Raw genomic sequence first — 13,711 nt, forward strand, 5'->3', positions numbered from 1 at the left:
AAGTATTCAATTACTTTCCGTTTGATATCCTAGGTCAATTCGCGCCGGCTTACTTGTAGCGCTTTCCATCTTCTTCCCGTTTTCTTTATAAACCCCTAAATCAAGGTCATGAAAAAAATACACCTAGCCTGCGCCCTGTTTCTCGGTATCTTATTCGTTATCGGTTGCGAGAAAGAAGAAACTGAAAACCCCATCATTGTAGAGCCCCAACAATGGAGAGAAATCGCTAAAGACAGCATTAGCAGCGGCCTCGTAGAAGGCTTTACCATTGGCGCCAATGCTACCGAGGCCTATCAGGTCGTACAGCAACGCTTGCAAAGCCATACCCCCAACGTGCAAGTAGTATCCAACATCTATCATAAAATGGAAGACATAGCCGGAAAAATCGGCTTATACAATGCCTTACTCTTTGATGAAGAAAAGGGCACCGGCACCGGCGTTCAGCTTTATTTTGAAGACGACCGCATCAAGTCCATTTATACTAATGATGGCAAGCAGCTTAACAGCTGGCCCAACAACAATTTTTCGCCCATGCGTGTTAACGTGGGTATGGAAGTTAGCCGCGTCTATCCGCAATTATTAGCACTTAGCAGTATCAACCAGTACGCGCGTAAATTCCAGCGCATTTCCCTATTCTCCAAAAATACCAACAAAGATTTTGACCCGGCTATGGCTCGATCACCCCAATGGTATTTTGCCCATAGCGAAGCCGACGGCAAACAAAAGCGTGTTCATCTCTATTTTGAAGAAGGTAAACTGTTATCTGTGGTTACCGGTATCTACGCGCCTTATTAGCTACGGCATCATCAAATCTTCAATCTTTTTCGCCATTTCATTATAGGGATATTTATGCGAAAGGAAATAATGCTCGGCCTTTCCGTTGGGGTTCCAAACATTATTACCTTTTTCGTCAACCACAAACTGCCCCGGACCATTTACATAGAAGTAGTCTTCCGGATTCCGTATCGCACACAACACCGCTGTTTGATCCCAAGAGGGTCTGCTTTTTTCGCCTTCCTTGGTGTAGGTCCGGAGATTATAAGCATAGGCCCAGGCCACCGGATTCTCCTCGGTGCTTTCCTGCGCTACACGACCGCCGGTAAAGAGCTCTTTACCGATTTCAAAGCCGCTGAACAATATCGGACTTGGCCAGTGTCTAAAAACCTCATAAGAAGCTGATGCATCTTTCATTACATTAAACTCAGCACCCTGCGGGAAGCCACCGGCCATGGCAACCAGCTTTTTTACCTTTTGTTTCACCAGCTCCGCGCCGTTAAGTGGCGAAAACTGATCAGGTTTCGATTGCAACAGCGCTTTCAGGTTCGACAGAAAGCCGACGGTAACAATCGTTACACTATGATCCTGCTGACCGGCCAATACTTTCCTGTATACTTCAATAGCCGAAGGATAACGCTTTCCTTGCAAAGAAGGATCAAAGCGCTTGATCAGCGAATCGTTCCAGTGATTACCCGCTTCAATTGCCGGTGCACCTGCAATGGCCGTCCCAACCGGGATATTCGGCCTTTTAAAATACCGATTAAACAATTCAATAGTCGGTGCTATCGATGCATGGCTATCACTGGCAACGGTCGCCAATATTTCGCACTCGCCCTTCGCCGCCAAATGATGTAAGATTGCAATAGCGCCCACATCATCGTAATCCGGCCCCATATCCGTATCGAAGATGAGTTTTGGAATTTTGCTCGTTCGCTCTTGTGCTTGCATCTGCATACTACTTAGCACCACCCATGCGGCGAACATATAAATGGCCTTTTTCATAATTTTGTTTGTTTTAAAAGTATAAAAAATCCTTTTAATCTTTATACCGAAACAAAAAATCCGCCACTATCCGCCCTCCTATAGGCTTCTATCCATATTGGGCTCAAAATAATCGTTATTTTCATCAAATACTTTCAACTAACCTAACAACATTAGCGATTCGTCCGGATACGAACAGCACCTGTTCAAAATCGAACACTTACTCAAGCATACTTTCAATTAACAACAACATAATCAATAAGTTATACTTTTGGCGTAGTTGCTGATGTATTTTGAGCAGCATACTGGCAAAAAACCAATACGCTGTTTCAAAATATAAACGCGATGATCAAAAATTATCTCAAAACCGCTTGGCGCAACTTAGCAAAAAGCAAAGGATACAGCGCCATTAACATCGGTGGCCTCGCAGTGGGTATGGCCGTCGTGATGTTGATTGGGTTATGGGTATATGATGAACTGACATTCAATACCTATCATAAGAATTATGATCGCATCGCGCAGGTGATGCAGCACGCCAACTTTAACGGCAAAATAGGTACCCAAACTGCCAATCCTGCTTTGATGGGCCTGGAATTACGGGCTAAATACGGAAGTGATTTTAAATATGTAGTACAGGCGTCCTGGAATTTCAATCCGCTGCTCTCCATCGGTGATAAGCGTATCAACCAAGAAGGTATCTACTTCGAAAAAGATGCCCCCGACATGCTGAGCCTCCACATGCTGAAAGGAAGCCGGGCGGGCCTGCACGATCCGCATTCCATTCTGCTCTCAGCCTCGGCTGCAGAAGCCCTATTTGGCGATGAAGAGCCTATGGGTAAAACGATAACCTTAGATCGCAGCCAACAAGTAAAAGTAACCGGCGTATACGACGATCTCCCCAGCAACAGCTCCTTTGCCAATGTGAAAGTTATCCTACCCTGGTCTTTATGGCTGATCCAAAACCCCTGGGCCAGCCAAATGGAACAGCCCTGGAGCAGCAACTTCAGTCAAACTTTCGTGCAGATTACCGAGAAAGGAGATATGGAAAGCATCTCTTCGAAAATCAAAAACGTGAAAATGGATAATGTAAGGGACGAGGATCAAAAAGCCGAGTGGGTAGTTTTCCTGCAGCCTATGTCCAAATGGAATTTATATAATGAGTTCCGTAACGGAGTAAATACCGGTGGAGGTATCCGTTATGTACGACTGTTTGGCCTTATTGGCGGCTTTGTATTGATATTAGCTTGCATTAATTTTATGAACCTCGCTACTGCGCGGAGCGAAAAACAGGCGAAGGAAGTAGGCATCCGCAAAACTGTTGGTTCCCATCGTTGGCAGCTCATTGGAAGGTTCTTCGCCGAGTCGTATATCACCGTGCTGATTGCTTTTGTTTTATCGCTGCTGTTGGTCGTGTTATTTTTACCGGCCTTCAATGAAGTCGCGGGCAAGAAAATCGGCCTCCCCTGGCTCAATCCCATATTCTGGACGGCAAGCTTGGTTTTTGTTTTTATTACCGGCCTACTGGCCGGCAGCTATCCGGCTTTCTACCTATCCTCCTTCCAGCCGCTGAAAGTGTTGAAAGGAACCTTCAAAGTCGGCCGTTTTGCATCGGTTCCCCGCAGGGTGTTGGTCGTTATCCAATTCACGGTATCCGTCATGCTCATTATTGGCACCATAATCGTCTACCAACAAATTCAGCATGCCAAAGCCCGGCCCGTTGGTTACACCAAAAACGGCTTAGTAAACTTGCCCTTCCAAAACGAGCTGCGGAAACATTTCGAGGCATTCCGGACCGAATTAAAGAATTCCGGTGCCATTGAAGAGATGGCCGGAGCCGTTCCTGTTACGGGTGTATGGAACAGCAATGGCGGCTTTGAGTGGGAAGGCAAAGACCCCGATCTAGCTACCGACTTCCCGAATAACTCCGTATCATACGACTTTGGCAAAACCATACAATGGAAGATAAAAGCGGGGAGGGATTTTTCACGAGATATGGCTACCGATTCATCGGCCTTTATCATCAACGAATCGGCCGCCCGATTTATGGGCCTTGAAGATCCCGTAGGAAAAACGATTCGGCGGGGCGACGATCGCTTTACCGTTATAGGCGTAGTTGAGGACATCTTGCAAGAATCGCCTTTCTTCCCCGTGCGGCCAACCTTTTATCACCTCGACACGTACGACGCAATGGTAAACATTGTCTTAAGGTTAAATCCAAAACAGAACCCCAGTCAATCCATCAGCACCATTGAAAATATTTGGAAGAAATACGTGGATGATGTTCCCTTTGAGTATTCATTTGTCGATGAAGCTTTTGGCGACAAATTCAAAACAGAAGAACGCATCGGCAAGTTATCTTCTTATTTCGCTGTACTTGCCATCTTCATTTCCTGCCTCGGACTGTTCGGCATGGCCAGCTTTGTGGCAGAGCAACGGACCAAAGAGATCGGCATCCGAAAAGTATTAGGTGCCAGCGTCGCAAATTTACTGCGCCTGCTTTCAAAAGAGTTTGTACTGTTGGTTACCATTTCCTGCATCATCGCGGTGCCCGTGGCTTGGTACTATCTTGGCCAATGGCTTAGCAATTATGACTATCGGGTAGAGATCAGCTGGCTCGTGTTTATCGCCGCTGCCGTACTGGCACTCATTATCACGCTTTTCACAGTGGGTTTCCAAGCAATTAAAGCAGCAACCGCCAATCCGGTGAGGAGCTTACGAAATGAGTAGACGATTTATATGCAAGTATATTTTTCACATTTCACTTTTGCAAGAACTACAATAGTTGATTTCTATGCAAATTCAAAATTTATTCTATGTAATTTCAAAGTTTAGTTCATGTAAATTCAAAATTAATCTTATGTATTTTCAAAATTACTACGTATTTTTGAAAAAATAAGAAGATGGAAAAATTCATAAACCGCTCTGTTTCAAGTATCCTGATGGCCCAAAAGGAAAAGTTCCCAGTATTAGCAATTACCGGTCCTAGGCAATCAGGAAAAACAACTTTATTGAAGCATCTATTCAAAGATTATAAATATATAACGTTAGAAAATCCTGACATCCGTTCTTTTGCAAATGAAGATCCCAACGGCTTTTTGCAACAATATGACGGGAAAGTTATTTTAGATGAAGCACAACGAACACCTGAACTTTTTTCTTACATCCAATCAAAGGTGGATGAAACCGGTAAAATGGGGCAATTTATCCTATCAGGCTCCCAAAATTTTCACCTGCTGAACAGTATTACGCAAACCCTATCCGGAAGGGTAGCGCTGTTCAAATTATTACCTTTTGATATACAGGAAATGGAAAACGCACGGTTATTGTCCAAGACCTATACCGATGCCTGTTTCAAGGGTTTTTACCCGGCAATATTCGATCGTGAAATCGACCCGAATATATTTTATGCAAATTACATCCAAACCTATATTGAAAAGGATGTAACAACCTTAATCAATATTCGTGATTTAAAAACCTTCCGCACTTTTCTTGGTCTTTGCGCCAGCCGCGCCGGCCAATTACTTAATATCAGCGCATTGGCTAACGCTTGCGACATTAGCCAACCCACAGCTAAAGCTTGGCTTTCTATTCTGGAAAGCAGCTATATCATCTTCTTACTCAATCCTTATCACGAAAATTTTAACAAACGGCTAATCAAAAGTCCCAAGCTATATTTTTATGACAGCGGTTTATTATGTCATCTATTGGGTATTCGCCATCAAGAAGAAGTGCTCGAGAACCGCTTAAAAGGTAACATCTTTGAAAATATGGTTATTGCGGAGTTCATCAAGCAGAATGCACATCAATATCTTCATCAGGAATCCTATTTTTGGCAAGACAGCAATCAACACGAAATTGATTTCCTTCTTAAAAAAGCCAATGGTTTTGAGATCTTCGAAGTAAAAGCCACACAAACCGTTACACCAAAGCTTTTCGCCAATATGGACTATTTCGCTGAGCTAGCAAGTCCACAACCCGTGAATAAAACCTTAATTTATGGTGGTAATGAAAACCAAGAGCGCACAAAATATAAGGTGTTAAGCTGGAGAGATATCGGAAAGCTGTACTCTTAACTTTTTAAATCGGTTCATCTTCATTTGGCGCCGCTTTATTTCCATTTAACCGGAATAAAAACAATCGACTTATAGTTGTCTTTCTCGTATAATATACCAACGGTTCTCTTCCCAAGTCGAACAAGATCAGAATAAGCTGCATAACCACCTTTATAAGCAAGAGGGGCCGTGGCAACCCGCTTATTATAAAACCAATGTTGACCATCATCTTTGCTCAAACGTAAGGTCAGGCTGTCGCGGTTCTGCGTAGCTGCCGCATTACAGAAAGCCAGTATCCGATTTCTCTTATCTAAAAAGGAAAGCACACTTCCCTGATTAACCGGATCCGGCAATTGCTTATCATAAAAGGTAGTGTCCCAAGTCGCCCCCCCATCCTTACTGATACTCACGATTCTATTTCGCACCTGTCCCTGCTGGTTACGGGTGTTCATCAAGAGCCTGCCTCCAGTCAACTCAGCCGCCATCGACTCATTCCCCCCTTCAAACGAAACGCTCTCGCCCAGTTTAAACGTCTTCCCATGATCATCCGTATAATAACCATGTGCCCGGTAGTCTTTGAACGCATCTTGTGGCATGCCGGCAGAATGGTTGGCCGCAATAAAGATCCTTCCCTTAAACTTCCCGGCCTCGAGCTGCACCGCATGTCCGGGCGTATTCGCATAACTGCGCCAATCCTCCTTAAAACGGTAAGCAGGATTAAAAGCGGGTTGATTGGGTCGATGCGTCTGCAGTGTAATATTCACAGGTTCAGACCATGTTTGTCCGTGATCCGTGGAAGTAACATACCATACCTCACGTACCCCTTTTCCCCGGCGCACCTCACCCTCATGATTATTACCCGTATTATAAAACAAAAAAATACGGCCTTGCGGATAAGCAGGATCCGTTAAATCCACTACTGGCGCCGGATTGCCCGCTTGTAAATCGCCGTAATCGACCACCTTTTGCAAGGTGTTCCAGGTTTTTCCGTTATCGGCACTCCGTTTCATCACAATGTCGATATCCCCAAAGTCACCCGCATGAGCCACCCTACCCTCGCAAAACGCGAGTAAATCGCCATTTTTAAGTTTAATAATGGCGGGAATCCGATAGCTTTGATATCCTTCCCTTCCAGAAACAAAAACTGCCTTTTCAGCAGTAGTATCTTCCCGCAATCCCTCAATCTTTTCCTTTGCAAAGCTCATCTGCTGCAATAACAGCATACACCAGGCTACCACCATCGATTTCTTGATCATATTCTCTTATTTTATCTTGTTTTACGTAAATATTCATCCAGCAGTAAATAGCAGTACCACTCTTGCCGAGGTAGATGAAAGGGCCCCTTAAACAAATTTCCTTTGGCCGTCTGCGCAAGGCGGCCATCCCGATGAAGATAACCAAACCATTCGCCATGCACCCGATCATGAAAATGTCCATACGCATATTCATGGATCATGCGGTGCCATTGCGCATACTTTTCGTTCCCCGTCATCAAGTAAGCAAGCAAAGTAGCAATGATGGCCTCATTTTGTGGCCACCAGAATTTCATATCCTGCCAATACTCCTGTACCGGTTTACCATATACATCGCTGAAATATAAAATACCACCCTGTTCTTTATCCCATCCCCTTTCCCACATATAATCAAGCATCCTACATCCCAGCTGAATCAATGCCGGATCATTATTCCGGTGTTTCGCCTCATGCAATATAAACCAGGCTCCTTCAATTGCGTGCCCCGGATTTAAGGTCCGGCCATCTATATGATCAATGATACGACCATCAGGTGTCACCTGCTCCATCACACATCGGATATCATCTTTCACAAAATCCGATTCAATTTCACTGATCCAATTACTGATCGCTTGGTCGCAACGTTCATCACCGATAATTCCCCGTAACTGCTGCGCCGTATTCATCATAATCATCGGTACGCCGATACCCTTCGAAGGTCGCGTATTCATAAACTTGGCCGGCAATTGAAGCTCACCGGAAGCATAGCGCAAACAGCTACCGAACAGCGTGCGGGCGTAATCAGCAGCCTCCTTACTCCCGCTTGCTTTGGCGTAAGCGGCTAAAGCAATCACCGCAAAAGTTTCCGAGAAAAAATAACGGCGTTTCCGAATCGGTTCGCCCGATCGGGTCACATGGAAGAACATCCGTCCATCCTGATCAAAGCAATGCTTCATCAAGAAGTCATATCCAAGCTTTGCGCCTTTCAACCATTCTTCTCGCTTTTCTATTGTATTGTAAAGTGTCGCCAGTAACCACGTAGCCCGTCCCTGAATCCAAACCGCCTTGTCATCATCAATTAAACTACCGTCCTGATCGCGCATCAACAGAAAACCACCATTTTCTTCATCATAAGACCGCGGAAACCAAAATGGAACGGTATCATGCAACAGTTGGTTCTTATAAAACTGTTTCAATGCCTTTAGCTCTTCTATCGTGTACATCATGTTATTCAGTTATATCCATGCTAAATGTCGATACCGGCACCCCCTGCTCGCTAACCAGATTCGCGCGTGTGAAAGGCTGCCAGGCATAACGGAGTGCCTTTGGAAAAACACCTTTAGGTACTTCGATCCGTATTATATTATGCTGTATCTCCACCGCTGTGGGTAGCACATTTCCTTTCGTGTCAATCCATTCAAAGCCCTTTACCGGCTTACCGTCAGCCGTTTTCAAGTCGGTGGTAAAATATAGATTCAAAACCGCTCCTCCTCGGTTCATTTCCTTTACTTCAGGTGCATCCGCCAAGATATCCCGACCATAACTATGCGCCAATGCCAAATTGGCCAAACGTTCGCCAACCGGAATCTTGTTGGTCGGATGTACATTCAATGAATCACCAACATCAGCACTGATAGCCATCCACGTATTCGGAATCTCCTGCTGAAGACGCCTTTGTACATCCCTAAAATATGGCCATGCCGGCCGACCTATACTAGTAAGTTGCACATAATAAAAAGGCAGGCTATCCTGATTAAAAAGCCGACGCCAACCCTGAATGAAGGTCTTGAAAAGTTTCGTATAAAGCTCCGGATTATGCACATTGCTTTCACCCTGGTACCAAATAACCCCTTTGATCGTAAAATCCTTTAATAGCGCCACACCTGCTTCAAAATTATAGGCCGGTTCGTAAGGGTGCCTTTGCCCGGGATTTGTTGCAAACTTTAAATTCACATCAGCCCTCCCGCGATTCCAGTCCATAATAAAATCAGATTTCCGCCAGTTATTGAGCATATCCACCAGCAGCGGATCATTCTCCAGGCTGCAGCGATCTATCCACGACTCGATCCCCGAGCCACCTACCGCAAGCTGTATCAAGCCAATCGGTACGCCCGTTTCCTGTTGCAATCTGTTACCGAAGACATAGCCAATGGCCGAGAAGCTCGCGGCATCTACCGCGTTCACCCGCTTCCATATGCCGTTAAAATACTGCAATGCGTTCGTCTTCCTGAGATCTTCTTTAGACCAGGCCTTATCACTCGTGGGCGTGGCCCCTTGAAGCTGATACAAGCGTAAATTCATGCTGCTGTCTGCCTGCTGTGCAAGCATCGCTCCCCCTTGGGCAGCCCGCAGCGGAAAAGCCATATTCGATTGCCCGCTACACAACCATACATCACCCACTAAAATGTCCCTTAGCACGATATTTCGATTTTCACTCCGCACAAGCAGCTGATAAGGCCCTCCCGCTTCCCTTGCGCGCAATGATACGGTCCAACACCCGTTCTCGTCGGCTTCTGCCATGCCTTGCTCCTCGCCCAAACGGACTTCCACGCGCTGCCCGGCATTCGCTATTCCATAAATATGAATAGGCCTTTCGCGCTGCAGCACCATATGATCGGCAAATACCCTTGGCAGTTGTAAACCACCGTAATTTCCCGTTATTTTTTTAAAGACCGTTTTGGCAATAATTTCAGCACCCTCTTCATTCGGATGCAGGTTATCCGGAAACAAATCGGGTCGGCTATGCAAAGGTTCCTTTAGGTTGATCAATTGAGCCTGATGTGTTTTGGCAATAAGGGGCAGCAGTTTCTGAATTTGCTTATACCACTCAAAAGTACCCGATTTAAAGCGGGGATGACCGCTAAAAATGGGCGTTAACACGCACACATAAAGCTTTACCTTTGGATTTACCTCCTGTAAGGTATCAAGCAGCCAATGATAATCCCGCTCAAACTGATCCCGGTAATGGGGCCAATTACGCGGATCCGTATCATTCAAGCCGAGATGGACGATGGCGACATCCGGCTTAAAAGCCAATGCATCCAAAAATTCCTGCGTCTTGAAATAAGGATTATGTCCGTTTTTTAATAAGGTTGCCCCACTATGGCCAAAATTACCGACCTGATATTTCGATCCCAGTAACTGCTGTAATTGTGCCGGATACGATTGTACAGAAGGGTCCTGCAAACCATATCCATAAGTAACCGAATTACCCATACAAGCTACCTTCATCACCTCGGTAGCGCCGCTTTTAAACACATACAAGCAGCAGATCATAAAAAAGCAAACACCTTGCTTTATCTTATTCTTCTTGAAAATCATTTGTGGTCGGTTTTAGTAGTGATAATTGCAGGAGTACAACAGCTAAAACAATAAAAGCCAGCACTGCGAAAGCACGCCCCAGATGGCCTGAATCAACAAATCTTCCCAGAAGATCCGTAATAAACGCCCCGGAAAATACCCCCACCATATTCATTAAGCCGTAAGCCGTTGCCCGATGTTTGGTGTCGACGAACTGACAAAGGATCGGCATATTGTTTGCATCGAACATACCGAAGCCCAGGCCAAAACCCAGCGCTGCCAATAGCACAAACAGCAAGCTGTTTCCGAAGCCCAAAAGTAGCAGCGCAGGTACCGTTAAACCCAGTCCGATCGCACTGCAATAAATCCGTCCTTTTATATGCTTATTCACCCAGGCATCCGATAGCATCCCACCAAAAATGACCCCCACAAAAGACGACCCGGCAATTGTAATCGTCGATAAAGGCCCGGCCGCTGCCATTGGGATATTCAGATTATTCGAAAACAAGGTAGGAAGCCAATTCTTCGTAGCCCAACCCGGCAAACTGGGAATGGCAAAATACAGTAAGATCATCCAGAAGGAGCCGTTCCGCAACAAAACCGACAGCCCACTGAAAGGTGTTCTTGTAACGCTAGGTGGCGTCGTTGCCGTGGGTCTATATTCTTTCAATAGCCATACCAGCACCAGCGCATAAGCCATACCGATGTAACCAAAGGTATGAAAAGTAGCCTGCCAGGAGGTATTGCTGGCAATTGTAGCCCCGAAACCTCCCAGTGCCTGCCCGAAATAAAGCCCTGTCATATGTAAGCCTACGGCCAAAGAGCGGGTCCGCTTTTGATGATAATCGGCGATAAGCGAAAGACCGGCAGGAATATACAAAGCTTCACTAACCCCCATAATAGCCCTTAAAACATAAAGCTGATGATAAGTGCTTGCATAGCCCATACCAAATGTGACACCCGACCAAACAAACAAGCTACCAACGATCAACCATTTACGATTCGTTTTGTCGGCTATCATACCCGCAAGGGGACTCATCATACCATAAATCCATAAAAAGACCGCCATGAGATGGCCAAAATTCGTAGCCAGTTTCAGTTCCGTGATGTCAACCTGCATGGCGGGTTTCATCGTGGCCAGCATTTGCCGATCGAGGTAATTCAATAAAGCCACTACCCACAGCAAGGCTACTACTAACCAAGGATAATATTTTTTTCGGTTCATTGCGCGGTGTTTATCATTGGTTTTGTCTATCCATTGATCGTTTATCATTTTAACTTTCCCTTTAACACCAGCGGCGTTCGAATGCCGGCTTTCACCTCCCCGCTCGGTATATATACCTGCCCTCCCCACCATACTGCGGTGGTTGTAACCGGTGCATTTATCGGAAGATCCTCTTTAACCCGCCAAGTATCAGTTAAGCTATTGTATGCCCAAACTTTCCGCCCGAAACCCGGATGTGCGATCTGTATGTTATTCTTTTCGTCGATCAATGCCCGCTTCTTTTCACTATCTTCTTCCACTGCAATTTCGCTCAGCAATCTTTCCACCTTTTTAAACGTAGCGCCCTGATCGCCGCTGAATATCCAAATTTCATCTTCGCCCATTGCGAGCCCTGTACCTGCCGATAAAGCTTCTGGTAAAGACGCTTTAGCAATCCATTTTTTTGATTTGATTTGATATTGCCAAACACCCTGATAAAAATCACTCAGTGTCCCTTCATTCCTTTTTCTGCCCCCAATTAAATAGATAGCATCACCCAGACTAAACAAATAAGCGTGGGAAACAGGGTAGGGCAGATTCACTTGCCTTATCCATCCTTTCTCCGGTTGCCGCATATCCAAGGCAAGCAACTGATCAGAAACGCCCTTCTCCAGCTCGCCACCGGCCAAATAAAGGATATCGCCCACAGACGTCATCGCTGCATTGCTTAACCGAAACGGCAGCGGTAGCAGGTTTTTTACTTGAAGGTGTTTGCCCTTCTTCCGGTATTGCAGCAAGAGCGTTTGATCGCTCAATCCTTCCCGATTTTCTCCTCCGGCAATTACCATCCCATCCGCCGTGCTCCAACTCGCACCATAAGCGAGATCAACCGGCAGTTCAACCTGATCCATCAACTCTTCCGCGTTCTTTGTCTTTTTATAAACATAAACCTGCCGGTGATAGGCCTTTACACCCCCCTCCCAAGGCAGTTTGTCCGGAAAATTTGCACCTCCTCCAATTAAAAGCAACGAATCGCACACCCCCACAATGGGGCCGGCCAAACCTGGATGTACCGTCCCCTTAGCTGCGCCAGGTATTGAAAAGGCTACCGACCAATCAAGCTGCCTTTGTTCATGCCGGCCCTTCACCGATATGGCTATTGTCATGAATATAAGAGAAATAATACGATAAAAACCTGTGTTCATTACAAAAAATTGGTGCTCAAGGCAAAACCGACCGGAATTGGTCAAAACCCAGGGCCAGAACATCTTTTCTAAAGCGCTCGGTTTCCTCTTCACCCATATTCTGTACCGGCAAACGAAAACCACCGCAATCGATGCCCACCAATTTCATGTAGGCCTTGCCTGTTGCGATGCCCCCATACTTACCGAGCAATCTAATCATATCGATCGACTGTTGCTGCAACTTTTGTGCGTCCCCAAGCTTAGCCGATTCAAAAGCAGCGATAAGCTTGTGGTAAAGCGGAGCGGCATAATTGAAGGTGCTACCCACCGCACCCTTCGCCCCGAGCACTAAAGCCGATAACATATTTTCATCACGCCCCCAGAGCATATCATATTTACCCGCTGCAAAATGTAAGCAGGTTAAAAAATCCATGAAATCTTCATGCGTGTATTTAATGCCCGCAAAATTGGGTATGTTGCCATCAACGGCCGCTAAAAGATCGGCCATTTGAAAACCAACGCCGGTCAGCACCGGAATATGATAATAATAGAAAGGCATGTCCGGAACCGCAGCAGCCACCGCTGCACAGCAATCCGCAAGCGCCGCTACATGCGGCGGCTTAAAATAATACGGTGCCGTGAAAGAAACCCCATAGAGCCCGAGCCGATAAGCCTCCTTTGCCAATTCCTTGCAGTCGCTCAGGCAGGTACCCCCTAGCAATGCCATTACGTTAAAGTCATTGTCTTCCGCGGTGGTCACCGCCCAAGCCTCCATAACAGCAACCTTTTCGGCAAAGGTCATCGAGGCCCCTTCCCCTGTAGAACCGCAAATAAAAGCACCGGCAACGCCATTGGCTTTCAAAAATCGATAATAATCGGCAATACCCGTTAAATTAAGTGCTCCCGAGGCATGCATCGGTGTAAAAGGAGCAGCAATTAAACCCGCTAAGTGTTTATTCATGTTTGTTATCATTTAATTTC

Annotated in this window: 10 protein-coding genes; 3 read left to right on the forward strand and 7 right to left on the reverse strand. The window is 45.8% G+C overall.

Translation table 11 applies throughout. From position 1 onward, the window contains the following. Positions 1–108: 108 nt before the first annotated feature. Complete coding sequence (locus tag ACH11B_RS04110) at positions 109–795, forward strand: hypothetical protein (RefSeq protein WP_130855048.1); 687 nt, start codon at positions 109–111, stop codon at positions 793–795. Here the strand turns inward: ACH11B_RS04110 and ACH11B_RS04115 are convergent, their stop codons facing one another. Next, the gene (locus ACH11B_RS04115) at positions 796–1,779 is read right to left on the reverse strand and encodes a nucleoside hydrolase (protein WP_377611720.1); all 984 of its coding nucleotides are present in this window, start codon (positions 1,777–1,779) and stop codon (positions 796–798) included. A 324-nt stretch (positions 1,780–2,103) separates the two neighbouring features. Here ACH11B_RS04115 and ACH11B_RS04120 point away from each other — a divergent pair, with 324 nt between their 5' ends. Together ACH11B_RS04120 and ACH11B_RS04125 are read left to right on the forward strand one after the other, a co-directional pair. Then, positions 2,104–4,485, forward strand: a complete 2,382-nt coding sequence (locus ACH11B_RS04120) for an ABC transporter permease (RefSeq protein ID WP_377611722.1) — start codon at positions 2,104–2,106, stop codon at positions 4,483–4,485. Positions 4,486–4,658: 173 nt separating this feature from the next. Beyond that, positions 4,659–5,831, forward strand: coding sequence for an ATP-binding protein (locus tag ACH11B_RS04125; protein WP_377611724.1), 1,173 nt, complete (start codon positions 4,659–4,661; stop codon positions 5,829–5,831). 35 nt (positions 5,832–5,866) lie between these two features. Here the strand turns inward: ACH11B_RS04125 and ACH11B_RS04130 are convergent, their stop codons facing one another. The 6 genes from ACH11B_RS04130 to ACH11B_RS04155 are packed head-to-tail and all read right to left on the reverse strand — an operon-like array spanning position 5,867 to position 13,691. Beyond that, positions 5,867–7,066 carry an exo-alpha-sialidase gene (locus ACH11B_RS04130; RefSeq protein WP_130855044.1) on the reverse strand — a complete coding sequence of 400 codons (1,200 nt, stop codon included), beginning with the start codon at positions 7,064–7,066 and terminating at the stop codon, positions 5,867–5,869. Between the two features lie 11 nt (positions 7,067–7,077). Next, positions 7,078–8,268 carry an AGE family epimerase/isomerase gene (locus tag ACH11B_RS04135; RefSeq protein WP_377611726.1) on the reverse strand — a complete coding sequence of 397 codons (1,191 nt, stop codon included), beginning with the start codon at positions 8,266–8,268 and terminating at the stop codon, positions 7,078–7,080. Between the two features lies 1 nt (position 8,269). Beyond that, the gene (locus ACH11B_RS04140; RefSeq protein ID WP_377611728.1) at positions 8,270–10,363 is read right to left on the reverse strand and encodes a GDSL-type esterase/lipase family protein; all 2,094 of its coding nucleotides are present in this window, start codon (positions 10,361–10,363) and stop codon (positions 8,270–8,272) included. Further along, positions 10,344–11,567 (reverse strand): MFS transporter, encoded by a 1,224-nt coding sequence (locus tag ACH11B_RS04145; protein ID WP_130855041.1) that lies wholly within the window; start codon positions 11,565–11,567, stop codon positions 10,344–10,346. Before ACH11B_RS04145 ends, ACH11B_RS04140 begins: the two co-directional genes overlap by 20 nt. Positions 11,568–11,611: 44 nt before the next feature. Beyond that, complete coding sequence (locus ACH11B_RS04150) at positions 11,612–12,712, reverse strand: hypothetical protein (RefSeq protein WP_165446923.1); 1,101 nt, start codon at positions 12,710–12,712, stop codon at positions 11,612–11,614. A 55-nt stretch (positions 12,713–12,767) separates the two neighbouring features. Beyond that, entirely contained in the window at positions 12,768–13,691 is a 924-nt protein-coding gene (locus ACH11B_RS04155; RefSeq protein ID WP_130855039.1) for a dihydrodipicolinate synthase family protein, read from the reverse strand. Positions 13,692–13,711: the final 20 nt, after the last annotated feature.

The sequence above is a fragment of the Olivibacter sp. EAT-5 genome (assembly GCF_044784325.1).
GTDB lineage: Bacteria > Bacteroidota > Bacteroidia > Sphingobacteriales > Sphingobacteriaceae > Olivibacter > Olivibacter oleidegradans.